The organism is Enterovibrio qingdaonensis (genome assembly GCF_028683135.1).
Lineage (GTDB): Bacteria > Pseudomonadota > Gammaproteobacteria > Enterobacterales > Vibrionaceae > Enterovibrio > Enterovibrio qingdaonensis.
The window spans coordinates 180,109-203,252 of the sequence record NZ_JAJUBB010000009.1 but is presented as its reverse complement, the minus strand read 5'-3'; the positions used below and the strand labels follow the sequence as shown (position 1 = coordinate 203,252).

Below are 23,144 nucleotides of genomic sequence, written 5' to 3'. Positions count from 1 at the left end.
GAGGGCACGGATCGCATTAGCTAGAACCTTGCGAGAAGACATGTCTGCTCCTGACTTCTTTAGACGTTTTGTGTAATACGCAATCCGGCACAATACTTAAATTGAATGACCGAATCGCAAAACTTGGCGGGCGAGTATTGTCGCAAGTCTCTCACAGCTCTGCAAACGATTTACTTGCCTGATTTCAGAGCTTTTACGGTGTTTCTCGACCAATTTTTATTCATCTAGTTGTAATCATTGACCTAGGCACGCAAACGATTACTTAGAGAAACCGCGATCTATGTCGGGTTGCTTTTAAAAAATAGCAGCGTAGAATAGACGTCCAGATGGAAAAGCATCTATCCATTTAAACATATAAACGTACATACGATATCAACCTTAAGGGAAACGTTATGGCTAAGCACCTGTTTACTTCTGAGTCCGTGTCAGAAGGTCATCCAGACAAAATTGCAGACCAGATTTCTGATGCGGTTCTTGACGCGATTCTGGAGCAGGATCCAAAAGCACGCGTTGCTTGTGAAACTTACGTAAAAACCGGCATGGTGATGGTAGGTGGTGAAATCACTACGTCAGCATGGGTTGATATCGAAGAACTGACGCGTCAAACCGTGCGTGAAATCGGCTACGTTCACTCAGATATGGGTTTTGACGCAGACTCTTGTGCGGTTCTGAACACCATCGGTAAGCAATCTCCAGACATCAACCAAGGTGTTGACCGTGCTGACCCGAAAGAGCAAGGCGCAGGTGACCAAGGCATCATGTTCGGTTACGCATGTAACGAAACCGACGTACTAATGCCTGCACCAATCACTTACTCACACCGTCTGGTTCAGCGTCAGGCTGAAGTGCGTAAGAACGGTACCCTGCCTTGGTTGCGTCCTGATGCAAAATCTCAGGTAACCTTCCAGTACAACGATGGCAAGATTGTCGGTATCGATGCAGTGGTTCTGTCAACGCAACACTGTGACACCATCTCTACCCCAGACCTGCGTGAAGCAGTAATGGAAGAGATCATCAAGCCTGTACTGCCTTCAGAGTGGCTGAACAAAGAAACCAAATTCTTCATCAACCCAACGGGTCGCTTCGTTATCGGTGGCCCAATGGGTGACTGTGGTCTGACTGGCCGTAAAATCATCGTAGATACCTACGGCGGTGCAGCACGTCACGGTGGCGGTGCATTCTCTGGTAAAGATCCATCAAAAGTTGACCGCTCTGCAGCTTACGCGGCGCGCTACGTAGCGAAAAACATTGTTGCTGCGGGCCTAGCAGATCGCTGTGAGATCCAATTGTCTTACGCAATCGGTGTGGCAGACCCAACGTCTATCATGATCGAAACCTTCGGTACTGAGAAAGTGTCTCACGAGATCATTATCGAAGCGGTTCGTCAGCACTTTGACCTGCGTCCATACGGCCTGCAAGAAATGCTGAACCTGCTGCAACCTATCTACAAGAAGACGGCAGCATACGGTCACTTCGGTCGCGAAGAGTTCCCATGGGAAAAAACCGACAAAGTGGCGGCACTGCGCGATTTCGCTCAAATCAAATAAGCGAAGATCCGATCGAAAAGGGAAGCATAGGCTTCCCTTTTTTGTTTCTGTTCCCTACCCTATCGGCTCGAAAACTCAGCCAATCACCCATGAACGAACTTCACTATCGAATCACGCAACGCGTCAGCGAATGTATTGCGATTGCCAATCAGCAATTAGGTTGCCAGTTTCCCGTGCCTGCGATTCGGTTCGATATTCGCGGTAAAACAGCGGGTATGGCACTGCTTCAACGTTGGGCATTGCGTTTCAATCCCATTCTGCTTGAGGAAAACAGCGATGCTTTTTTCCAAGAAGTGGTGCCACATGAAGTCGCGCATCTCATCGTTTTTGCCCGATTCGGCAAAGTGAAGCCTCACGGCAAAGAATGGCAAGCCGTCATGCTTCGTGTGTTTGGCATCTCGCCTCAAACTACCCACAGCTTTGATGTGTCTTCTGTTCAAGGGAAAACCTTTTTATATCAATGCAGTTGCGATCAAATGCAACTCACCGTGCGCCGCCACAACAAAGTACAACGCCAACAAGCTCAGTACATTTGCCGTCGCTGTAAGCAACCACTCACTTACATTCAATCGTCCTGAACACAACCGCACTCTCTGCATTGCACTTCATGCCCTTTCGGCACAATACACATCACGCTTTTTATCGATAACATCTTCAATTAGCACTATTTTGGTGAGATTTCACTCGCAATAGTCTGTAATAATCAGGTCAATCAATTTCTTAACACAACAAAGACGACCTGATAATGAAAAGACTATTGATGCTGATGTCAGCATTGTTTTTCACCTTTCCCGCGCTCGCCGAACACCCTCAATCTTTTTCAAAAGCGAAGCGCATCGCACAAAATATTTACGATGACTACCCCGTCTCTTTTTACTGTGGTTGTGACATCGAATGGAAAGGTAAGAAAGGCATTCCTGACTTAGATGCTTGCGGCTACACCGTGCGCAAGCAAGAGAAGCGCGCCAGTCGCATTGAATGGGAGCACGTTGTGCCAGCTTGGCAATTCGGCCACCAGCGTCAATGCTGGCAAGATGGCGGTCGCAAAAACTGCACCCGCAATGATGTCGCATTCAAACTGATGGAAGCAGACCTCCATAACCTTGTCCCAGCGATTGGTGAAGTCAATGGTGATCGTTCAAATTTCCGTTTCTCACAATGGAACGGTGATAAAGGTGCATTTTATGGCCGTTGTGAAATGAAGGTGGATTTCAAACAACGCGCTGTAGAACCGCCTGCGCAAAGTCGTGGTGCCATCGCACGTACGTATAAATACATGAACAAACAGTATGATTTCAAACTCGCGTCCGCGCAGAAAAAGCTCATGGACGCATGGGACAAAACCTACCCTGTGACAGAGTGGGAATGTGAACGAGACCGTCGCATCGCCCGTGAGCAGGGCAATCACAATCCATTTGTTCTCGCTGCCTGCCAGAAAGCCAACCTCTAAAACTACAGTCTTTGAGCAGCAGCGTGATACACTGCTGCTCATTGTCACCCAGTCATTGAAATACCATGCGTATCCCAAGAATTTACCATCCAGAATGTTTGCCAAACACTGGCCGCGTTTCGCTTAGCGACGAGGCAGCCAATCACGTAGGCCGCGTATTGCGAATGCAAGTTGGTCAGGAAGTATTGCTGTTCGATGGCAGCGATGCAGAGTTCCCGGCCATCATTGCGGAAGCGGGTAAAAAATCAGTCAGCGTTGATATTGTTGAACGCGTGGAGAACAGTATTGAATCACCGCTAGACCTGCATTTAGGTCAGGTCATCAGCCGCGGCGATAAAATGGAATTCACCATTCAGAAATCCGTAGAGCTTGGCGTCAACACCATTACACCTCTCATTTCTGAACGCTGTGGTGTGAAGCTAAATGCCGAACGTTTTGACAAAAAGCTTCAACAATGGCAAAAAATTGCAATTGCTGCGTGTGAGCAAAGCGGCCGAAACCGAGTGCCAGAGATTCGTCCTGTCATGTCTTTAGATGACTGGGCGCAAGAAGCATTCGACGGTTTAAAACTCAACCTTCACCCTCGCGCTAAATACTCCATCAACACCTTGCCTCAACCGGTAAACCGAGTGCGCTTGTTGATTGGTCCTGAAGGCGGTCTTTCGGCAGAAGAAATTGAAAGAACCCGAGAGCTTGGATTCGAAGAAACACTGCTTGGCCCTCGCGTACTGCGTACTGAAACCGCAGCATTAACCGCTATTACGGCACTGCAAGTTCGCTTTGGTGATCTTGGTTAAAAAGGATAGATACATGATCAAACTGGGCGTTGTGATGGATCCGATTGAATCCATCAACATTAAAAAAGATTCCTCCTTTGCCATGATGCTAGAAGCACAGCGTCGTGGCTGGGAAATTCACTACATGCAAATGAACGACTTGTCGCTTGAGCAAGGTAAAGCCTTAGCTCGCACCAAGATCGTGACGCTAGAAGAAAACCCAGAGAAATGGTTTGAGGTGCAAAGCGAACAAGACATCGCTCTGGCCGATCTCGATGCCGTTTTGATGCGAAAAGATCCACCGTTTGACACCGAATACATCTACGCCACATATATTCTAGAGCGTGCAGAAGTTGAAGGGTGTTTGATCGTCAATAAACCGCAAAGCTTACGTGATTGTAACGAAAAGCTATTTACCGCGTGGTTCCCAGAGCACACACCTATTACGCTGGTAACGCGACGTGACGACCAAATCAAAGCATTTCATGAAAAGCACGGTGACGTCATCCTTAAGCCACTTGACGGCATGGGCGGTTCATCCATTTTCCGCGTGAAAAAAGGCGACCCGAACCTCTCAGTGATCATCGAAACGCTGACGGGCCTTGGCAATAACTACTGCATGGCGCAGACGTTTGTGCCAGACATCAGCAACGGCGACAAGCGCATTTTGGTCGTTGATGGTGAGCCAATGCCATACTGTTTGGCGCGCATTCCAGCCAAAGGAGAAACGCGCGGCAATCTGGCTGCGGGTGGCCGTGGTGAAGCGCGTCCTCTGAGTGAAACGGATTGGGCAATTGCTCGCGCTGTTGCACCCACGCTAAAAGAGAAAGGCCTGATTTTTGTCGGTCTGGATATTATCGGTGACAAACTCACCGAGATTAACGTGACGAGCCCGACCTGCATTCGAGAAATTGAAGCCGCGTTTGATATCAACATCAGCGGCAAGTTGATGGATGCGATTGCAGCACGTATTGAAAAGTAACAGAATGACAACTGGACGGAACTGCCCGTCCAGACCTGACATTCACCCGCTTACCGCTCATACTTAAAGTAAGCACACAAGCAACAAAGGACGCTATGAATCTTAAAAACCACTTCCTTGTCGCTATGCCGGGCATGGCCGATGAGCGTTTTAAGCATAGCGTCGTCTATATGTGTGAACACAATGACGACGGCGCGATGGGGTTGATGATCAACCAACCCATCAACATATCTGTTGCCAATATGCTGGAGCAGATCGAGCTCGATCGCGAGCAAGATGTCACGCACCCGATCAGTCTGGATCAACCCGTATTATTTGGTGGTCCTGTTTCTGAAGATCGTGGTTTTGTCCTACACAAAAATAACCAGCAATTTGGCTCCAGCATTCGTCTTGCTGAAGGCCTGACCGTCACCACCTCCAAAGATATTCTCAGCATTCTCGGTACCAATGAAGAGCCTGAACAGTTCATCGTTGCGCTGGGTTATGCCGGTTGGGAAGCGGGACAACTTGAGCAAGAACTGGCTGAGAACAGCTGGCTGACCATTGAAGCCGACCCTGCAGTTATCTTCGACACGCCCATCAATGAGCGTTGGGAGAAAGCGTTGAAGCAAATGGGGATCAGCGCACTAAATCTATCGTCCGATGTCGGACACGCTTGAGATACACACCATGAGTAACATTCAAAGTGTGCTGGGTTTTGACTACGGCACCAAAAGCATTGGCGTTGCCATCGGCCAAGCCATCACGGGTACCGCACGCCCACTAAAAGCACTGAAAGCCAAAGATGGTATTCCTAGCTGGGATGCGATTGAAGCCATATTGAAAGAATGGACACCTGATTTGGTTGTTGTCGGTTTACCGTTAGACTTACGTGGTGGAGAACTTGAAGCCATTACACCTCGGGCACGTAAATTTGCTAACCGCCTCAAAGGACGCTTTGGTGTCGACGTGGAACTGCACGACGAACGATTAACGACAACAGAAGCGCGTTCATCCCTTTTCGAGTACGGTGGCTATAAAGCACTAGGCAAAGGGGAAATCGACAGCCAATCCGCAGTGATCATTGTGGAGAGCTGGTTCGAAAACCAATACAGCTAAACGAAAAAGGCACCTAATGTGCCTTTTGTTTTATCTGCCTTCGATACTGATTTCAGGCATCGACGATGACGTTGTCGGCACCTGCTCATTCATCTTCATCATCAGTTTCAATTCGTTGCGTGAATCGGCATGGTGAAGCGCTTCATCTTTCGATATGTGACCATTTTTAAATAACTCAAAGAGCGACTGGTCAAAGGTACACATTCCCGCGTTAGTACCTTTTTGAATGCACTCTTTGAGCTCATGCAGCTCACCACGACGGATAAGATCTGATACGTTTGACGTGTTTAACAAGAGCTCATAGGCACCATGGCGACCGATGCCGCTGATGTCTGGGATCAGTTGTTGCGCCAATACCGCTTTGAGGTTCAATGACAAATCAAATAAGAACTGCTCACGACGCTCTTTCGGCACCAAATGCAACACTCGCTCAAGAGCTTGGTTTGCGTTGTTAGCATGCAATGTCGCAATACAAAGGTGCCCTGTTTCGGCGAACTGCATGGCATATTCCATGGTCTCTCGGCTTCGAATCTCACCAATCATGATCATATCCGGTGCTTGGCGAAGTGAGTTCTTAAGGGCCACTTCATAGCTTTCCGTGTCGATACCGATCTCACGTTGAGTCACGATGCACTTATTGTGAGGGTGGATAAACTCAATGGGATCTTCCACCGTCAGAATATGTCCACTGCGAGAGTTATTTCGAAACCCGACCATGGCTGCCATCGAGGTTGACTTACCTGACCCTGTTGCCCCCACAATCAAAATCAGGCCGCGTTTAGCGATGGCCAAATCCTGCATGACACCCGGTAAACCCAATGTATGTATTGCCGGAATTTGTGTTTCAATGCGACGAACCACCATGCCGGGAAGGTCCCGCTGCCAAAAGGCACTGACTCGGAAACGGCCTGCATCTGTCATCAACGCGAAATTTGCTTCTCTATCACGCAGATAGTTTTGATAACGTTCATCACCCATCGCTTGCTGAACCAAAGACTCTACATCACCTTTATTCAGTGCATCTCCAATGGGCTTTAAACTGCCATCAACCCTAAGCATGCTTGGCGCACCAACAGTGATATATCCGTCTGATGCACGCATCGTCATCATGTCGCGCAATAACTCTGTCAGTTCGATTCCCTTCGTCATGTTTTACATTCCTGTGCCAGCGTTATCCATCGCTTTCGTTGCTTCAGAGGCATCAATCATGCCCTGTGCGACTAAGTTTCTTAGAGATTGATCCATGGTCTGCATGCCTAGTCCTGCGCCGGTTTGGATCATTGAGAACATCTGCGCCACCTTGTCTTCACGGATCAGGTTTCGAATAGCAGGCGTCGCAATCATAATTTCATGTGCGGCCACACGACCGCCCGTTACCTGCTTCACCAATTTTTGTGAAACAACCGCCCTTAGCGACTCAGACAGCATAGAACGCACCATCGGCTTATCCGCGCCTGGAAACACATCAATGATACGGTCGATGGTTTTTGCGGCACTTGAGGTATGCAAGGTACCAAACACCAAGTGTCCGGTTTCTGCCGCCGTCAGAGCTAAACTGATGGTTTCTTTATCACGAAGCTCACCCACCAGAATCACATCGGGATCTTCACGCAATGCAGAACGAAGCGCATTGTTAAACGAGTGCGTATCACGGTGTACTTCCCGTTGGTTGATCAAACAGTTCTTTTGCTCGTGAATAAACTCGATCGGATCTTCAATCGTTAAAATATGACGATGCTGCTCATTATTAATTTTGTTGATCATCGCAGCCAAGGTGGTGGACTTACCGGAACCTGTTGGACCGGTCACTAACACCAAGCCTTTTTGATATTGCGTAAATTGATCGAAAATGGACGGTGCATTGATCGCTTCTAATGAAGGGATCTTCGAAGGAATCGTACGGAATACTGCTGCACAACCGCGTGATTGTTGGAATGCATTTACACGAAACCGACCTACTGAGGCCAGCTCAAAAGAAAAATCCACTTCAAGATTTTGTTCAAACTCACGTTGCTGCGCATCGTTCATGACATCAAATATAAGACGATTCACTTCATCGTTGCTAAGCGGTGGCAAGCTCAGCTTGCGCACATCACCATCAACGCGGACCATTGGAGATACTCCAGCAGAAAGATGTAGATCTGACGCGTTATGCTTTACACTAAAGTCCAATAATTCCGTAATATCCATTAATACGTTTCCTCGCAGAATCAACCATGTGTAGTATCAAACAAAACCTAGAACAGGTCACCAGCCAAATAGACAGTGCCGCACAAAAATGCGGGAGAGACGCCTCTGGCGTGCAATTGTTGGCGGTAAGTAAAACCAAGCCTATCGAAGCGATCGCTGAAGCCATAGAGGCTGGCCATCGCCAATTTGGTGAAAACTATGTACAGGAAGGTGTGGAAAAGATTGCACATTTCTGTGAAACACACCCTGATTTGGAATGGCACTTTATAGGACCGATCCAATCTAACAAGACCAAGCCCATTGCCGAGAGCTTTGATTGGGTGCACTCAGTAGACCGCGTAAAAATCGCGCGTAGATTGAGTGAGCAACGCCCAAATAACATGCCACCTTTGCAGGTACTCATTCAAATCAATACCAGTGGTGAAGACTCCAAGTCTGGCACCGGATTTGACGACGTGCGTGAACTGGCGGCGGAGATAGATGCACTACCAGGCATCACGTTGCGTGGTTTAATGTGTATTCCGCAACCAGAGTCTGATGATGCTAAACAACGCGAAGCGTTTGCGCCAATTTCCGCATTGTTTGAAGAAATGAAAGCATCACGTCCCGCATTCGACACACTGTCGATGGGCATGAGTGGTGATATGGATGCCGCGATCGCATCCGGCAGTACAATGGTCCGTATTGGCACAGCCATTTTTGGCGCGCGTGATTATTCAAACCGCCCGTAACATGATAATTACGGCGATAACATCGCCGCATTTAAGGAGTTTAAATAAATGGAACACCGCACGATCGCCTTTCTAGGGGCAGGGAACATGGCACGCTCGATCATTACGGGGTTGCTTCAGTCAGGCTACCCTGCCGACCAGATCACGGCTGTTGACCGCACACCAGAGACGAGCGCAGCATTTCGCGAAACCTATGGCGTCAATGCAAATGAAGATGCAGTAGAAAGTGCTAAGCACGCGGACGTGGTCGTTCTGGCTGTTAAACCTCAGGACATGGCTACACTGCTGGCTTCTATGCAAGATGTTGATTGGTCAACGAAACTGGTTGTATCCATTGCAGCTGGCATCTCAGTCGCTCGTCTCTCTGAAATGGCAGGCGCGCCACTTAAGCTGGTTCGTGTGATGCCAAACACACCTTCACTGGTTGGAGAAGGTATGAGCGGCCTTTATGCACCAGACTCTGTCACAGAGAGTGATCGCCGCTTTGCCGGCGATTTGCTGCAAGCTGTCGGTAAAGTATGCTGGGTATCCGAAGAAGCGGGCATCAATGCAGTGATCGCTGCTGCTGGTAGCGCGCCGGCCTACTTTTTCCGATTTATGGAAGCCATGCAAGCAGAAGCAGAACGCCAAGGTTTTGATAAAGAAACCGCACGACTTCTGGTGCAGCAATCCGCCCTCGGCGCAGCTAAAATGGTAGTAGCCAATCCGGACATTGAACTGGCAACCTTAAGAGAACAAGTTACGTCCAAAGGCGGTACTACCGCTGAGGCATTGAACGTATTTAATAACAACCAACTGTCAGAGACGGTAGCAGAAGCCATGCAGGCTGCTGTGCGCCGCGCTGAAAAAATGGAAACGCTATTTTAGGGCTAATCTATGAACGCAATGAATTTCCTCGTTTCAACACTGTTCGATCTTTACATCATGGTGGTGTTACTGCGAGTTTGGCTGCAACTGGCACGTGCTGACTTCTACAATCCATTCAGTCAGTTTGTCGTGAAAGCGACGCAACCTGTCGTCGCTCCGCTTCGCCGCATCATTCCATCTATTGGCAACTTTGACCTTGCTACTGTTTTGTTTGCGTTTGTTCTTTGTGTCGTGAAGTTCTTTGTACTTCAAATGATCATGATGGGCGGATTCCCTCCGTTTGACGCAAGCTACATCCTAGTGGGTTTTATTGCTTTGGTTAAAGCCGCGGGTGGCCTGCTGTTTTGGGTTCTTATCCTTCGTGCAATCCTGAGTTGGGTTAGCCAAGGCCGCAACCCAATTGAATTTGTGATGATTCAACTAACCGAACCGTTGGTGGCTCCAATTCGCAAAGTGCTACCATCACTGGGTGGCTTGGATCTGAGTATTTTGGTTCTGTTTATCGGCCTTCAGTTTCTGAACTACGTGATTGGCGATCTGCTGAGTCCTTACTTCGGTAACTTGTGGTTCGTGCTGTAAGTTATGTCACGCACTGCCCGCACGGCTTGGCTGGAAAATGACGATCTGATCCTTCGATTGTACATCCAGCCAAAAGCCAGTCGCGATCAGTGGATGGGACAACATGGCGAGGAAATCAAACTCGCCATCACCGCACCGCCAGTGGATGGCAAAGCAAACGCCCACCTTACCAAGTTTCTTTCCAAGCAATTCAAAGTTGCCAAAGGACAGATAGACATTGAAAAAGGGGAATTAGGGCGTCACAAGCAAGTCCGAATCCACGCGCCGACCATCTATCCTGAGGCCATCAGTGATCTGATATCTGCCTCAAAGCAGTAAATAATAAGCGTACCTTCAGGGTGCGCTTTGTTTCATCAGACAAGGACTATTCGTCATGAAACGTTACCTACTCCCCTTTCTTAGCCTGCTTTTTATGGCGTTTTCACCGGCTTCTCATGCCGAGCAGAAAAAAGACATCGGCTCGCTGGAAGTGCACTATTCTGCCCTTAACACCACCTTTGTCCCACCAGCTGTTGCTAAAGCCTATGGCATCAAACGCAGCAATGTGAATGCCCTGTTGAATATCGCCATCCTAGACAAGAGCCGTGCAGGAAAGCCTGCAGTCACTGCGGTGATCACGGGGGAAGCTCGTAATCTTCTGGGTACCAAAAAGCCGCTTACCTTTCGTGAGGTACGAGAAGGTGACGCTATCTACTATCTGGCTGAAATTCGATTTGCCAATGAAGAAAACTACATCTTTGATATAGATATCAACGCCGCAGGCAATCGCGCAGGCAAGCTGACATTCCAGCAAACTTTCTACGCGAACTGATGACATGATTTCATCGTTTCGATGATAGATGACACGCAGTGACTTTCCGGTATCATGGCGCCCATTGAGGTGCCATTTTTGTATTCACGCGGCACGAAGAAGGAGTTCAACATGACGAAAGTGGTTCTTGCGACAGGCAACGTCGGCAAAGTAAAAGAAATGGCAGATTTGCTTCAAGAGTTCGGTCTGGACGTAATGGCGCAAAGTGAGTTTGCAGTTGCTGACGCCGATGAAACCGGCACAACCTTTATCGAAAATGCCATCATCAAAGCGCGTCATGCAGCCAAAGAAACGGGCCTGCCAGCGATTGCAGATGACTCTGGTCTGGAAGTGGATTACCTAAATGGTGCACCGGGTGTTTACAGCGCGCGCTATGCGGGAGAAGGTAAAGGCGACCAAGCAAACCTTGAAAAACTACTGGAATGCATGGCTGACGCGCCAGACGATAAACGTACTGCCCGCTTCCATTGCGTACTGGTTTACATGCGCCATGCGAACGACCCGACACCTGTGGTTTGCCACGGCGTATTTGAAGGCAAAATCGCACGTGAAGCATCAGGTTCTCACGGCTTTGGTTACGACCCAGTGTTCTACGTTGAAGAGCAAGGCTGCACACTGGCAAACATTGAACCAGCAGTGAAAAAACAAATTTCTCACCGTGGTCAGGCACTGAAGAAGCTGTTTGCCGCAATGAGTGCAGAGAAGAAATAATTTAAGATGTCTGTTCAGATCCCCCTAAGTCTTTACGTACACATTCCTTGGTGTGTGCAAAAGTGTCCGTACTGTGACTTCAACTCGCATACCCTCAAAGGTGAGGTACCCGAGCAGGATTACATTTCGGCACTGCTGGATGATTTGCGTAAGGATTTAGCGCGCTTTAACGGTGTCAGTGGCCGTCGCCTGCACTCCATTTTTATTGGTGGTGGCACGCCTAGCCTGATGTCACCCGAGGAGATCTCGCGTCTTCTGCAAGGTATTGATGCCGAAGTGCCGTTTGCCGACAACATCGAAATCACGATGGAAGCGAACCCAGGCACAGTGGAAGCGGACAAGTTTATTGCGTACCGAAAAGTCGGCGTAAACCGCATCTCTATCGGTGTTCAGAGCTTTGACGATGAAAAACTCAAGCGATTGGGACGCATCCATGGCAGTGACGAAGCCAGACGCGCTGCCAAGCTTGCCCACGAAGCGGGACTGAACAGCTTCAATCTCGATTTAATGCACGGCTTGCCGGATCAAACCCTTGAAGGTGCGCTGGACGACCTGAAGCAAGCCATCGCACTCAATCCGCCACATCTTTCATGGTATCAGCTCACTATCGAGCCGAATACGCAGTATTACTCTAAGCCGCCAACGCTTCCTGACGACGATGATCTTTGGGACATCTTCGAGCAAGGACACGCGCTTTTGGCGGAAGCTGGCTACGTCCAATATGAGACATCGGGATATAGCAAGCCGGGTTATCAATGTCAGCACAACCTGAATTACTGGCGTTTTGGCGATTACTTGGGGATCGGTTGTGGCGCACACGGCAAAATTACCATTGAAGACGGTACCGTACAGCGCACAGTAAAAGTGAAACACCCGCGCGGATATCTCGATCCTGAGAAAGAATACCTCAGCGAATTGCATATAGTGGAAGCAGATGAACTGCCATTCGAATTCTTCATGAACAGATTCAGATTGGTGGAAGCTTGCCCTAAAGAGGACTTTCCCGCGCGTACAGGATTGTCTTTTGATGTCATTCAAGATGCTCTCGCCAAGGCCATAGAACAAGGATTCCTGACTGACAGCGAGACCCATTGGCAAGTCACCCACAAAGGCCGTCTGTTCTTGAACGATCTACTCGCTGGCTTCATCGAGGAATAAGACAGCACACGCTGTCTTCGGCAAGGGAGGCTTTCCCTTGCCTATGTTCTCTGTAGCAAAGGACAGCGTTGTAGATGAAGAATTATCTGTTTGCCCTGAGTGTTCCCATACTCTCTATTGCCTCGGCGTATGCCGACGACAACCTCTATTCCCCGCGCCCCGAGTGGGTTATTCCCATTGCTGATCTCCCGACATTTACTCAGCAAGGCCACCATTATGATCAACAATACTTATTGGTCGATCGCCAACTTGATTTGACCCAACCAACACCTGTTGAGTACAAGCGTTACACCAGTAAGATCGTCTCTATTGAAGGCGTCGAGTCCGCTTCTCAATTGTCGATCGATTTTGATCCCAGCTATCAGACAGTCAACATTCATCGGCTAGAAATCATCCGTAATGGCAAGGTTATCGATCGCAAAGCCACAGCAAAAACCTCGCAGTTTAAACGCGAAGTCGACCTCGATTCACTGCTGTACAACGGAGAGGAAACCCTTCATCTCGTGCTAGATGACGTCAGAGTGGGTGACACCATCGATTTCAGTTACAGCATTGCTGGCTTCAATCCCGTATTTGGTGAGCATCGTGAGTGGTATATCAAAACAGGCTGGGCGACCAGCGTTGCTTTGGTCAATACCCGAATCCGCGTACCTAAAGACAGCCCCATTCACGTGACAAACCTTGAAAACAAAGGGAAAGGGACGGTGGAGGAACGGCTAAGCGACAACGTCCGAGTGTTCAGCTACCAAGAGAAAAACGGTCTCTACGATTACGACGAATCAGAGCAGCCTCGCTGGTTTAATCCCTACCCCTATCTGCATATTTCCAGCTATCAGGGATGGCAAGATGTGGTGAATTGGGCCTTGCCACTTTACCCTTCCCAAGCGGATGACGACGAGGTTCTCGCACTTGTCGAAGACATCAAAGATACCTATCCAGACGATCTGGAACGACAAGTGGTCGCTGCCATCCACTTTGTTCAAAATAATATTCGTTATCTCGGTATTGAGAATGGTATTGGCTCACACAAACCTCGCCCGCCTGCTCAAATCGTTTCCCAAGGGTATGGCGATTGCAAAGACAAGTCCCTGCTTCTGGTTTCTATGCTCAATGCTCTGGGAGTCAATGCTTACCCCGCTCTGGTCGACACATTTTGGAGAGACCAATTAAGCGAACAGCCAGCGGCTCCATTTAGTTTCAACCACGTTATCGTGCAGATGATCATCGATGGTACACCTTGGTGGATAGATGCTACGCGTACGCACCAAGGGAGCCGGCTTGCATCCATGGCGCAATCTCGATTGGGATACGCCCTTGTCATCAAGCCCAACAATGACGCGCTAACCGAAATGGCACCACCCACTATTCCTGTCACTCAAGATGTGGAACAAAAATATGTCGTTAACCATGCAAATACACAAAGCTACCTGACCGTAAAAACCACCTACCGCGGCATTGAAGCAGAACGTTGGCGTCGCTATCTCGAGTCCAAACCTCTGATTGAACTTGGTGAGGAATATGCCAATTATTATGCGGCGTTCTTCAATGCGCTCGATTTGATGCGCCCATTGAGCGTATCCGATGATAGGGAAAGTAATGAAGTCACGGTCAATGAAGCCTATATTATTGACGGGTTATGGTCGAAGACGGAGGATGCTTACACCTTTGTTATCTCAGGAGATATCGTCGATGACTACCTGACAAAACCGGATTTGATTCGGCGAAAAACGCCGTTCAGGTTTGGCACGGAAGGCGCAGTAAGGCAAAAAATAAAGCTTAGCCTGCCCGAGTCTTGGGATGTTGAACCGACCAATCACACCATCAACGGCCCCTACTTTGAGTTTAAAAGCTCGTTAAGCAAAGTGTCTGCTCCCGGCGAAACCCTGTTCGACAAAACATACGTCGAAGCCAATTATTTCTATCGCGCTAAAAAGCGACACGTTGAAGCCAAAGAACTTCGACAGTATCTCGGTGATATAGATAACGCATGGAACGGCGTAGATTATGAGTTCACGTATCGGCCGTGATCTCTCACTGGGGAATAAAAAAACGCAGATTTTTCTGCGTTTTTTTTATTTGATGGAATGGCTGAGTAGACTCTATCTCACTGTTACCGTTTTCAGACCTGATAAAGCAGGGATCAGATGCGAAATAGCTTCCTCATGTTTCTGCCAAGTGTTGAGACGCTGACAAAGATCTTTTTGCAACGTCTTGGTTCTGTCGCGTTGTAATTTCGCCTCACCCGCCAAACGATCTTGCAAAACAGCCATCTTCTCTGACATAAACTGCATTTTGTTGGTTTGGCCTTCACTCAATACGGCAATATCCATTAAGCCTCGGCTACTCACCGTCGCAACGATTTGTGGCACACTGGCCTCAACTTCACGCACAGTCTGTTTCAGCAATGTATGGTTAAGCTGTGGGGCTTTTCGCTCAGCATTGTAAAGAGACGCATTGACGCGGGTTTGCAGGTATTGATGGTATTGCCCTAACTCATTACGCAAACTGCTTTTGTCACCGAGTTCTTCTGCAATGACCCCATCCAATGCCAGCCATGATGTCTGGAGCTCTTGTGACAGAGTCTGCCCAATGTAGGGCAAATCGTTTCTTACCGCTTTGCTATAGGCTGACAGCGAGGCTTTTTGCTCATCATTCAGTTTCACGCGATGCACATTCACAAACAGTGTTCCAGCAGGGTCAATACGAAAGCGATTATCGTTGCTTTCAATGATCACATTGTCTGCTTCAATGGCAATGTCACTGTGCAAGTCCGGACTGCAAATCGCCGCGTCGGCAATAAACGGCAGTGCTAGCAACACGAGACCAAAAGCGCTCCAAGCGCGTGTACCACTCAATCTACCCATACTCATCTCTCCTTCACGTATTTGAGGAGACCACACTCAGTGTGTCAACGTCACAGCAACCACAGTGAAAAAGCGATGGCTGTGAAAAATTAAAAGATGGAACGACCAATGCGTTCAGCAAGCAATTCGAGAGCCGCTGTACCGGCCAAGGAGTTCCCTGAAGCATCAAGCTCTGGCGACCAAACCGTAATCGACATTTCGCCTGGCACAATAGCAACAATGCCACCACCAACACCTGACTTGCCTGGCATACCCACGCGGTAGGCAAACTCCCCCGCACCGTCATACAATCCGCACGTCGCAAGCAATGCATTCAACTGCTTACATTGAGTCTGGTTGATAATTGTTTTTTCTGCGCCTAAAGGAAGTCCTTTGTTCGCCAGATAGTTAAATGTCTTCGCCAGATCGACACAGCTCATGCGCAGAGCGCAGTAGTGAAAATAGTTAGCAAGAACGGGCATAACATCGTTTTCGAAATTGCCGAAAGCCCGCATCAAATAGGCGATCGACGCATTACGATCGGCATGATCCATTTCAGATGATGCAACCACCTTGTCATAGCAAATATGATCATTACCCGAGAGGTGACGAACAAATTCAAGCATGCGCTGCCGAGGAGCTGACAGACGGCTATGTAGCATGTCACACACGACTAACGCCCCTGCATTGATAAATGGATTTCGTGGAATCCCGTGCTCCATTTCCAACTGAATCATGGAGTTAAATGCCTGGCCTGATGGCTCTTTACCGACACGTTGCCAAAGCTCCTCTGGGCTATAGTTTTGCAGGGCTAGCGTCAAGCTGAGTACCTTAGAGATCGACTGGATCGAGAAGGGTTCATGGGCATCGCCTGCCGCAATAATCTCGCCATCGTTATAACAAACAGCCACACCTAATCTATTCGCCGGCACTTCTTTTAGGGCGGGAATATAGTCAGCAACTTTTCCTTGTCCAATCAATGGACGTACTTCTTCAAGAATGCCGTTTAACAACTCAGGGGTGGGTTTCATTACGATCTCCAATGGTCAAAAAAGCCAACACGAGGTTGGCTTTTACGATTTTTCGTCGCCATCACTTTAGACGAGTGAGGCAATGATAATGTACGAGTTTTGTATTATTCGACGCGTGCGTATTTCATGTCCCACACGCCATGGCCAAGACGGTGGCCACGTGCTTCGAATTTGGTCAGTGGGCGCTCTTCAGGGCGATCAATATAAGAACCGTTAGTCGCCGTGTTTTTATAACCCGGTGCAACGTCCATCACTTCCACCATGTGTTCTGCGTAGTTTTCCCAGTCAGTCGCCATATGGAAAATGCCACCGATTTTCAGTTTGTCACGCAGCATTTGCACAAATTCAGGCTGAACGATACGGCGCTTGTGGTGACGTGCTTTGTGCCATGGGTCTGGGAAAAACAGTTGAACCGTTTCCAAACTTGCTACAGGCAGCATATGTTCAAATACTTCAACAGCGTCATGACACATAACACGAAGATTGGTAATGCCAGCGTCACGAGCAGCCATCAAACATGCGCCAACACCTGGGCTATGTACTTCAATACCAACGAAGTTTTTCTCTGGCGCGTTCTTCGCCATTTCAACTAAAGACGCACCCATGCCGAAGCCAATTTCCAGCACAACAGGGTTGTCGTTACCGAACACTTCAGTCCAATTGAGTTGCTTCTCTTCGAAGTCGATACCCATTGTTGGCCAGCAGTCATTCATTGCCTGCTCCTGACCTTTAGTGAGTCGTCCTTCACGACGAACAAAGCTTCTGATTTTACGAAGAACTTTACCGTCTTCGGTCATTTCGGGTTTGATGACTTCTGCCATGGTTTTATGCCTGCAACTCAATAATGAAGAAAAGTTAAGCGGATCGCGCATTATCCAAAGATTACGGCTTGGTGCAAGCCTTGCGCGATCGTGTTACGAATGTTTCCTGCCATTGCTGCCTTTTTCAGCAACCAAAGCATTGATAGAATGCCCGCTAATAAAGATAACAAGAGCAAGCAAAGTGAGTCAGTCTTTTTCCGATGCCATTCTCAACTGGTATGACAAATACGGCCGAAAAACCCTGCCATGGCAGCAGGAGAAAACACCTTATAAAGTGTGGCTGTCCGAAATCATGCTGCAGCAAACTCAAGTCGCCACAGTGATCCCTTACTTCGAACGATTCATGGAACGCTTCCCGACGGTCGTCGATTTAGCGAATGCTGAACTCGATGAAGTCCTCCACCTATGGACAGGGCTTGGCTATTACGCTCGCGCCAGAAATCTTCATAAAGCCGCTATCAAAATTACCACTGACTACAACGGCGAATTTCCTACAAACATCGACGATGTATTGGATTTGCCGGGGATTGGCCGCTCAACCGCTGGGGCGGTTCTATCGCTATCTTTAGGGCAACACCACCCGATCCTTGATGGTAACGTGAAACGTACCTTGTCACGCCACTTTGCCGTGGAAGGCTGGCCGGGCAAAAAGCCCGTAGAAAACCGACTTTGGGAATTGGCGGAAAGCAATACACCGGCAGATGGCGTTAAGCGATACAACCAAGCCATGATGGACATGGGTGCCATGGTTTGTACTCGCAGCAAGCCCAAATGTACGCTTTGTCCTGTCAACCATAGCTGTGAAGCTAATGCATTGGGGCGTCAGGGAGATTTCCCCGGTAAAAAGCCCAAGAAGACCCTACCAGAAAAAGAAACCTGCTTTGTGCTCTTTCAATATGAAGATAAAATTTGGCTGGAGCAACGACCACCAGCAGGTCTGTGGGGTGGTTTATGGTGCCTGCCTGAAACAAGTGAAGACACTGCTGACGAGTTTATTCATGGTAAGTTACTTCAATCTGGCCACGAACAACCTGAACACCTAACGGCGTTTCGTCACACGTTTAGCCACTTTCACCTAGATATCGTTCCTGTTCGCGTCAAGTTACACAATAAACCTGCGATGAGTGATGGTAATGGGATTATGGAAGGCAATGGCGGCCTCTGGTATAACTTAAACCAACCAGCAAAAGTTGGGCTCGCCGCTCCGGTACAAAAGCTACTGGAAAGCCTGACCAAAGAATTACAAGCATCGGTATAAACCGCATTTTTAATTGGGAGCTTAATGATGAGCCGTACTGTTTTTTGCCAACGTCTTCAGAAAGATGCTGATGGCTTGGATTTCCAACTTTACCCAGGTGATCTAGGTAAGCGCATTTTCGACAACATTTCCAAAGAAGCTTGGGCACAATGGCAAAGCAAACAGACCATGTTGATCAATGAAAAGAAACTCAACATGATGGAGCCAGAGCACCGCAAGCTGCTTGAAGAAGAAATGGTGAAGTTTCTTTTTGAAGGTCACGATACTGTGATCGAAGGCTACACGCCGCCGTCGGAGTAAGGCTTAACGCCGCCGAGGTCGCACTTAGTGTGGGCATAAGCTCACAAATTGGCGATAGCATTTTGTAAATTAAGGCATCCTGATTACCCTAATCAGGATGCCTTTTTTATTTTTGTGCGAACCGAATGAAACTCTACCGATACCTTGCGTTTTTATTGATCCCACTTTTGACCTCAGGTTGCAGTCGAGAGATGGTCGAGTCGATCTATCAAATCGACTATGACACTACCAATCGTTTCGCCAAAAACCTCGCGCCGCTGCCTGGACAATTTGAGAAAGACTTTGCGGCACTAGACAAGCTCATTAACAGCTTTAACGGCAACATCGAAGTTCGATGGGGTAAAGATGAAGTTTTCGTATCCGGTAAGCGCGACTATGTAAAATATACAGACAACTACATGAGCCGAGCACGGGTCGACTTCGCCAATGGCTTGGTCACCATTGAAACTGTTGCTACCACAGAGCCGAAGCAGCACCTCAGACAAGCCATCGTCACGACACTTCTGACTCCGAATGATCCCGCGTCAGTGGATCTCTACTCCGCGGCGGATGTCCCCATCAGTGGCTCACCCTTCTTGCAAGGTCAAATCTTAGATCAAGATGGAAAAGAGGTAGCATGGGAGTGGCGAGCGAATCGCTATGCTGACTATCTAGTGGCCAACAAACTCAAGACAAAGTCATTGCGCTTCCAGAAGGTTTTCTATGTTGAAATCCCCATGGTCAAAGACCACTCCAGTAAACGACGTTATCAATACGCTGACATCATCCGCGATGCATCTCGTCGTTATGGCATTTCCGAAGAACTGATTTACGCTATTATCAAGACCGAAAGTAGCTTCAACCCTTATGCCGTGAGCTGGGCAAATGCGTATGGATTGATGCAAGTGGTGCCAAAAACCGCAGGTCGCGATGTCTTTAAGCTCGTTAAAAAACGTCCTGGCGAACCTTCGCCGGAATATTTATTCGATCCTGCAAAGAACATTGATGCTGGTACGGCGTATTTCTATATTTTAAAAACCCGATACCTCAAAGATGTTCGCGATCCGCTTTCAAAACATTACAGCATGATCTCTGCCTATAACGGCGGAACGGGAAATGTTCTGAAAACCTTCCACCGTTCCGATCGAAAACGCGCGATGAACGATTTAAACCGGTTAAATCCCAACCAAGTTTATTGGGCATTGACCAATAAACACCCCTCTTCGGAGTCTCGACGATATCTTCAGAAGGTCACTAACTTCCAAAAAGAATTTAGTCGCATGCAATAAAAATGCGGAAAAGACCATAAAAGCCGTGTGTTTTTAAATCAAAACGATGAAAAAGGCAGCAAACGGTCTTATTTGACGTTTTTTTTAAAAAAAGATGTTGACGGTAAGGCTCAAAATCCGTTTAATGCACCTCGTTGCCTCGATAGCTCAGTCGGTAGAGCAGGGGATTGAAAATCCCCGTGTCGGTGGTTCGATTCCGCCTCGAGGCACCATATTTAGTGAGATGGTGTTAAGTACGCAACGTTTCCAAGGTTTGTGTGCCGGCTTAGCTCAGTTGGTAGAGCAACTGACTTGTAATCAGTAGGTCACCAGTTCGACTCCGGTAGCCGGCACCATTATTTTGATATTGAGTTAATGACTCTCTAATCAAAGCCTCGATAGCTCAGTCGGTAGAGCAGGGGATTGAAAATCCCCGTGTCGGTGGTTCGATTCCGCCTCGAGGCACCATATTGCAAAATGGTGATTCATTTAACTTCGGTTAAATAAGTTTCCAGCAATTCCCCCTTAGTTCAGTCGGTAGAACGGCGGACTGTTAATCCGTATGTCGCAAGTTCAAGTCTTGCAGGGGGAGCCACTTAAGAAAACCTAGTCTTCGGACTGGGTTTTTTTTCGTCTGTCATTCAGTGCGCGGCACTGACACAAAAAAGCCCAACCTATTGATTGAGCTTTAAACGGGTATGAATCAACGCAAAGATTTAAGAAGGTAAGGCATCGTCCGACAAGCCCGCACTTAGCTTGTACGTCCCTCTTGCTGTGCAACCAGAGTCTTCATAATAGAACACATCGCAAAGCTCACTCACCAATGCAATCCCTCGCCCACACACTGCGGCCGAATCATCTAAACGGCTATTGGTAACAGCACTAGCAAAACCTTCTCCGTTGTGAGTGATATAGAAGTGCAAAAGCCTTTCTTTCGGTTTAAACGACACCCCTAGCTCCATGTACGCGTGCTCACCAAGATTTTCGAGTCGCGATTGACGCTCTAGGTAGTAATCCAAAAAACCTTCGTCATCATTTTTCAGATCCGATTCTAATTTAAGCAGCCCGTGCTCTAGCGCGTTATTTGATAGCTCAGACAAAATCGTACACATCAAGTCCAAGTCAATGTTACTGCCCAAAGGACCTTTCAAAACCCGGCGTAATTCTCCAACGATATTTACCTTACGCAACTCTCGGGCACCAAAATAAACGGTGAGTTGCGAAGGGGAACGTTGATCGTAATAATCTGGCTCTCCGGGGATTGATTCAATGCAGCTTTTTATTGGGGCGGTCATCTCCAGCATCGACATGTCGTCTCCTACCCCACCGCCACTGGTAAAGCTTGTTACTCGATCACGCACAACATCAATTAAACTGGTATAGGATTCAGAAAACAGTGCCTCCACCCCCTCCTCACCGAGTTCCGCACCATTAGCGTTTCTCGCTTCTGTCACGCCATCTGTGAAGAAAAAGAGCTTGTCTCCCTCATCAAGTTTTAGCGCAGTCAAGTTCGCTTCAAACTCATCAGCATCCATTGCACCTAATGCCATATGCGCGGAGGGTAAACGTTGCTTCAATTCGCCATTTTTATCGATAACATAGCCATCAGGCATACCACCGCCCCACCAGTTTATGTCCTTACCATTGGCTGAAACCTCTAGTAAGTTCGCCGCAACTAACATACCTGGCGGGAGAAATCGTTTTAGCGTGGCATTCATTTCTGACGCGATATCGCCTAGCGAAAGTCCATTCTTGGCCATCGCAAAAAATGCCTTTGTCGCAGGAATCGAAGAAATTGCTGCTGGCAATCCATGGCCTGTCGCATCAGCAAGCATTGCGTATATTCCCCCTTGGGGGCGCGGCGTAACGAGGACTACATCACCATTAAAGTTGGTGTAGGAACTGGTGTAGAAGTTAACCCCTTCAGCGTCTTGATAGCATCCTTGCATCAAATTGCTGAAGATCGTTTCTGCCATGGTATGTTCATAGAGAGTATGAGCTTGAAAGTGTTCTAGCTTATCGCGTTGTACTGCGACTTCGTTATAGAGCCGTATATTGCGGCAGTGAGCACGAACCTTGGCCACGATTGTTGTGCGACTGATGGGCTTGGTGAGGAAATCATCCCCAAGTGTCATACAACGATTAAACGCATCGTTATCTGTAATACCGGTTAAGAAGATAATGGGTAGATAATGCGTCCGGTAAATAGTTCGGATCTGCTTTGCAGACTCAAAACCATCCATGACGGGCATTAATACGTCCATGACAATAAGACTCGGCAGTTCGTCTAATGCGTCCAGCATATCCAGTGCCATTTGCCCGTTGTCAGCAATCAACAACTCGTCGAACTCGTCCTTTAATACGTGTTCGAGAAAGCACTGAAGCGAGATGTCATCTTCTACAATGAGAGCCTTCACTCGCTATCCCCCTTATTTAGCCATTATTCAATAAGGAACTTTTTCTCAAAGCGAGCAATAACTAGCACACGCTTAATCTGAGGCATTGTATTGATTAGCCTGATATCCCCTTCATTTTTTTTCAGGAAGGTTTGCATATTAAGCAGCATCCCTAACCCTGCACTGTCGATGTACTCTGTTCCTCGGAAATCAATAATGACGTCTTTTCCCTTGCAGTCTTGATAAGCATCTCTGAACTCTTGAACTACGCTGAAATCAAACTGCCCGTTCACATGAATTACAATCGACTTGCCGTCATTTCTCATTTCTCGACTAATGGCCATACCG

The 23,144-nt window shown here is 48.0% G+C and carries 25 protein-coding genes and 4 tRNA genes; 22 read left to right on the top strand and 7 right to left on the bottom strand.

Translation table 11 applies throughout. From position 1 onward, the window contains the following. The first annotated feature begins 392 nt into the window (after positions 1-392). The 7 genes from metK (at position 393) to ruvX (ending at position 5,853) form a co-directional block, all read left to right on the top strand. Positions 393-1,547: a methionine adenosyltransferase gene (metK, locus tag LRP49_RS14340; protein WP_274142981.1), complete on the top strand. Its 1,155-nt coding sequence runs from the start codon at positions 393-395 to the stop codon at positions 1,545-1,547. An 89-nt stretch (positions 1,548-1,636) separates the two neighbouring features. Further along, positions 1,637-2,125 carry a SprT family zinc-dependent metalloprotease gene (locus LRP49_RS14335; protein ID WP_274142989.1) on the top strand — a complete coding sequence of 163 codons (489 nt, stop codon included), beginning with the start codon at positions 1,637-1,639 and terminating at the stop codon, positions 2,123-2,125. Between the two features lie 167 nt (positions 2,126-2,292). Further along, positions 2,293-2,997 carry a deoxyribonuclease I gene (gene endA, locus LRP49_RS14330; protein ID WP_274142980.1) on the top strand — a complete coding sequence of 235 codons (705 nt, stop codon included), beginning with the start codon at positions 2,293-2,295 and terminating at the stop codon, positions 2,995-2,997. A gap of 65 nt (positions 2,998-3,062) precedes the next feature. Continuing rightward, positions 3,063-3,794, top strand: coding sequence for a 16S rRNA (uracil(1498)-N(3))-methyltransferase (gene rsmE / locus LRP49_RS14325; protein WP_274142979.1), 732 nt, complete (start codon positions 3,063-3,065; stop codon positions 3,792-3,794). A 13-nt stretch (positions 3,795-3,807) separates the two neighbouring features. Then, positions 3,808-4,755 carry a glutathione synthase gene (gene gshB / locus LRP49_RS14320; protein WP_274142978.1) on the top strand — a complete coding sequence of 316 codons (948 nt, stop codon included), beginning with the start codon at positions 3,808-3,810 and terminating at the stop codon, positions 4,753-4,755. A gap of 95 nt (positions 4,756-4,850) precedes the next feature. Further along, positions 4,851-5,414, top strand: a complete 564-nt coding sequence (locus tag LRP49_RS14315) for a YqgE/AlgH family protein (protein WP_274142977.1) — start codon at positions 4,851-4,853, stop codon at positions 5,412-5,414. Positions 5,415-5,424: 10 nt separating this feature from the next. Continuing rightward, positions 5,425-5,853: a Holliday junction resolvase RuvX gene (gene ruvX / locus LRP49_RS14310; RefSeq protein ID WP_274142976.1), complete on the top strand. Its 429-nt coding sequence runs from the start codon at positions 5,425-5,427 to the stop codon at positions 5,851-5,853. A 30-nt stretch (positions 5,854-5,883) separates the two neighbouring features. Here ruvX and LRP49_RS14305 read toward each other — a convergent pair whose 3' ends face one another. Together LRP49_RS14305 and LRP49_RS14300 are read right to left on the bottom strand one after the other, a co-directional pair. Then, on the bottom strand, positions 5,884-7,002 hold the full coding sequence (locus tag LRP49_RS14305; protein WP_274142975.1) for a PilT/PilU family type 4a pilus ATPase: 1,119 nt from the start codon (positions 7,000-7,002) through the stop codon (positions 5,884-5,886). 3 nt (positions 7,003-7,005) lie between these two features. Then, the gene (locus LRP49_RS14300; RefSeq protein ID WP_274142974.1) at positions 7,006-8,043 is read right to left on the bottom strand and encodes a type IV pilus twitching motility protein PilT; all 1,038 of its coding nucleotides are present in this window, start codon (positions 8,041-8,043) and stop codon (positions 7,006-7,008) included. Between the two features lie 26 nt (positions 8,044-8,069). On the opposite strand from LRP49_RS14300, the gene LRP49_RS14295 reads away from it, so the two are divergent. The 8 genes from LRP49_RS14295 to LRP49_RS14260 all read left to right on the top strand — a co-directional run bounded on the left by LRP49_RS14295 (position 8,070) and on the right by LRP49_RS14260 (position 14,927). Next, a complete protein-coding gene (locus LRP49_RS14295) occupies positions 8,070-8,774 on the top strand; it encodes a YggS family pyridoxal phosphate-dependent enzyme (protein WP_274142973.1) in 705 nt (234 codons plus the stop codon). Positions 8,775-8,822: 48 nt separating this feature from the next. Then, a complete protein-coding gene (gene proC / locus LRP49_RS14290; protein WP_274142972.1) occupies positions 8,823-9,641 on the top strand; it encodes a pyrroline-5-carboxylate reductase in 819 nt (272 codons plus the stop codon). Positions 9,642-9,650: 9 nt separating this feature from the next. Next, positions 9,651-10,220 (top strand): YggT family protein, encoded by a 570-nt coding sequence (locus tag LRP49_RS14285; protein ID WP_274142971.1) that lies wholly within the window; start codon positions 9,651-9,653, stop codon positions 10,218-10,220. A 3-nt stretch (positions 10,221-10,223) separates the two neighbouring features. Next, positions 10,224-10,538, top strand: coding sequence for a DUF167 family protein YggU (gene yggU / locus LRP49_RS14280; RefSeq protein ID WP_274142970.1), 315 nt, complete (start codon positions 10,224-10,226; stop codon positions 10,536-10,538). Between the two features lie 55 nt (positions 10,539-10,593). Then, entirely contained in the window at positions 10,594-11,031 is a 438-nt protein-coding gene (locus tag LRP49_RS14275; RefSeq protein ID WP_274142969.1) for a DUF4426 domain-containing protein, read from the top strand. Positions 11,032-11,142: 111 nt separating this feature from the next. Beyond that, positions 11,143-11,742, top strand: coding sequence for an XTP/dITP diphosphatase (locus LRP49_RS14270; RefSeq protein ID WP_274142968.1), 600 nt, complete (start codon positions 11,143-11,145; stop codon positions 11,740-11,742). Positions 11,743-11,748: 6 nt separating this feature from the next. After that, positions 11,749-12,900, top strand: a complete 1,152-nt coding sequence (gene hemW, locus LRP49_RS14265) for a radical SAM family heme chaperone HemW (RefSeq protein WP_274142967.1) — start codon at positions 11,749-11,751, stop codon at positions 12,898-12,900. A 74-nt stretch (positions 12,901-12,974) separates the two neighbouring features. Beyond that, entirely contained in the window at positions 12,975-14,927 is a 1,953-nt protein-coding gene (locus tag LRP49_RS14260; RefSeq protein ID WP_274142966.1) for a DUF3857 domain-containing transglutaminase family protein, read from the top strand. 72 nt (positions 14,928-14,999) lie between these two features. Here the strand turns inward: LRP49_RS14260 and LRP49_RS14255 are convergent, their stop codons facing one another. The 3 genes from LRP49_RS14255 to trmB all read right to left on the bottom strand — a co-directional run bounded on the left by LRP49_RS14255 (position 15,000) and on the right by trmB (position 17,595). Then, positions 15,000-15,764: a DUF2884 family protein gene (locus LRP49_RS14255; protein ID WP_274142965.1), complete on the bottom strand. Its 765-nt coding sequence runs from the start codon at positions 15,762-15,764 to the stop codon at positions 15,000-15,002. Between the two features lie 89 nt (positions 15,765-15,853). Then, a complete protein-coding gene (glsB, locus tag LRP49_RS14250; RefSeq protein WP_274142964.1) occupies positions 15,854-16,774 on the bottom strand; it encodes a glutaminase B in 921 nt (306 codons plus the stop codon). A 104-nt stretch (positions 16,775-16,878) separates the two neighbouring features. After that, the gene (gene trmB / locus LRP49_RS14245) at positions 16,879-17,595 is read right to left on the bottom strand and encodes a tRNA (guanosine(46)-N7)-methyltransferase TrmB (RefSeq protein WP_274142963.1); all 717 of its coding nucleotides are present in this window, start codon (positions 17,593-17,595) and stop codon (positions 16,879-16,881) included. Between the two features lie 181 nt (positions 17,596-17,776). Here trmB and mutY point away from each other — a divergent pair, with 181 nt between their 5' ends. The 7 genes from mutY (at position 17,777) to LRP49_RS14210 (ending at position 20,995) form a co-directional block, all read left to right on the top strand. Continuing rightward, positions 17,777-18,853 (top strand): A/G-specific adenine glycosylase, encoded by a 1,077-nt coding sequence (mutY, locus tag LRP49_RS14240; protein WP_274142962.1) that lies wholly within the window; start codon positions 17,777-17,779, stop codon positions 18,851-18,853. A 27-nt stretch (positions 18,854-18,880) separates the two neighbouring features. Beyond that, entirely contained in the window at positions 18,881-19,153 is a 273-nt protein-coding gene (locus LRP49_RS14235) for an oxidative damage protection protein (protein WP_274142961.1), read from the top strand. A gap of 125 nt (positions 19,154-19,278) precedes the next feature. Further along, entirely contained in the window at positions 19,279-20,421 is a 1,143-nt protein-coding gene (gene mltC, locus LRP49_RS14230) for a membrane-bound lytic murein transglycosylase MltC (RefSeq protein ID WP_274142960.1), read from the top strand. 136 nt (positions 20,422-20,557) lie between these two features. Then, a tRNA-Phe gene (locus LRP49_RS14225) sits at positions 20,558-20,633 on the top strand. 47 nt (positions 20,634-20,680) lie between these two features. Continuing rightward, a tRNA-Thr gene (locus LRP49_RS14220) sits at positions 20,681-20,756 on the top strand. 36 nt (positions 20,757-20,792) lie between these two features. Continuing rightward, positions 20,793-20,868: transfer RNA gene (locus LRP49_RS14215), tRNA-Phe, on the top strand. A gap of 51 nt (positions 20,869-20,919) precedes the next feature. Further along, a tRNA-Asn gene (locus tag LRP49_RS14210) sits at positions 20,920-20,995 on the top strand. A 121-nt stretch (positions 20,996-21,116) separates the two neighbouring features. Here the strand turns inward: LRP49_RS14210 and LRP49_RS14205 are convergent. Together LRP49_RS14205 and LRP49_RS14200 are read right to left on the bottom strand one after the other, a co-directional pair. After that, on the bottom strand, positions 21,117-22,817 hold the full coding sequence (locus LRP49_RS14205; protein ID WP_274142959.1) for a fused response regulator/phosphatase: 1,701 nt from the start codon (positions 22,815-22,817) through the stop codon (positions 21,117-21,119). 23 nt (positions 22,818-22,840) lie between these two features. Continuing rightward, entirely contained in the window at positions 22,841-23,140 is a 300-nt protein-coding gene (locus LRP49_RS14200) for an STAS domain-containing protein (protein WP_274142958.1), read from the bottom strand. Between the last annotated feature and the right edge of the window lie 4 nt (positions 23,141-23,144).

Coding starts and splice junctions, on each gene's coding strand:
- metK (WP_274142981.1), top strand. CDS start 393: ATGGCTAAGCACCTGTTTACTTCTGAGTCCGTGTCAGAAGGTCATCCA.
- LRP49_RS14335 (WP_274142989.1), top strand. CDS start 1,637: ATGAACGAACTTCACTATCGAATCACGCAACGCGTCAGCGAATGTATT.
- endA (WP_274142980.1), top strand. CDS start 2,293: ATGAAAAGACTATTGATGCTGATGTCAGCATTGTTTTTCACCTTTCCC.
- rsmE (WP_274142979.1), top strand. CDS start 3,063: ATGCGTATCCCAAGAATTTACCATCCAGAATGTTTGCCAAACACTGGC.
- gshB (WP_274142978.1), top strand. CDS start 3,808: ATGATCAAACTGGGCGTTGTGATGGATCCGATTGAATCCATCAACATT.
- LRP49_RS14315 (WP_274142977.1), top strand. CDS start 4,851: ATGAATCTTAAAAACCACTTCCTTGTCGCTATGCCGGGCATGGCCGAT.
- ruvX (WP_274142976.1), top strand. CDS start 5,425: ATGAGTAACATTCAAAGTGTGCTGGGTTTTGACTACGGCACCAAAAGC.
- LRP49_RS14305 (WP_274142975.1), bottom strand. CDS start 7,002: ATGACGAAGGGAATCGAACTGACAGAGTTATTGCGCGACATGATGACG.
- LRP49_RS14300 (WP_274142974.1), bottom strand. CDS start 8,043: ATGGATATTACGGAATTATTGGACTTTAGTGTAAAGCATAACGCGTCA.
- LRP49_RS14295 (WP_274142973.1), top strand. CDS start 8,070: ATGTGTAGTATCAAACAAAACCTAGAACAGGTCACCAGCCAAATAGAC.
- proC (WP_274142972.1), top strand. CDS start 8,823: ATGGAACACCGCACGATCGCCTTTCTAGGGGCAGGGAACATGGCACGC.
- LRP49_RS14285 (WP_274142971.1), top strand. CDS start 9,651: ATGAACGCAATGAATTTCCTCGTTTCAACACTGTTCGATCTTTACATC.
- yggU (WP_274142970.1), top strand. CDS start 10,224: ATGTCACGCACTGCCCGCACGGCTTGGCTGGAAAATGACGATCTGATC.
- LRP49_RS14275 (WP_274142969.1), top strand. CDS start 10,594: ATGAAACGTTACCTACTCCCCTTTCTTAGCCTGCTTTTTATGGCGTTT.
- LRP49_RS14270 (WP_274142968.1), top strand. CDS start 11,143: ATGACGAAAGTGGTTCTTGCGACAGGCAACGTCGGCAAAGTAAAAGAA.
- hemW (WP_274142967.1), top strand. CDS start 11,749: ATGTCTGTTCAGATCCCCCTAAGTCTTTACGTACACATTCCTTGGTGT.
- LRP49_RS14260 (WP_274142966.1), top strand. CDS start 12,975: ATGAAGAATTATCTGTTTGCCCTGAGTGTTCCCATACTCTCTATTGCC.
- LRP49_RS14255 (WP_274142965.1), bottom strand. CDS start 15,764: ATGGGTAGATTGAGTGGTACACGCGCTTGGAGCGCTTTTGGTCTCGTG.
- glsB (WP_274142964.1), bottom strand. CDS start 16,774: ATGAAACCCACCCCTGAGTTGTTAAACGGCATTCTTGAAGAAGTACGT.
- trmB (WP_274142963.1), bottom strand. CDS start 17,595: ATGGCAGAAGTCATCAAACCCGAAATGACCGAAGACGGTAAAGTTCTT.
- LRP49_RS14235 (WP_274142961.1), top strand. CDS start 18,881: ATGAGCCGTACTGTTTTTTGCCAACGTCTTCAGAAAGATGCTGATGGC.
- mltC (WP_274142960.1), top strand. CDS start 19,279: ATGAAACTCTACCGATACCTTGCGTTTTTATTGATCCCACTTTTGACC.
- LRP49_RS14200 (WP_274142958.1), bottom strand. CDS start 23,140: ATGGCCATTAGTCGAGAAATGAGAAATGACGGCAAGTCGATTGTAATT.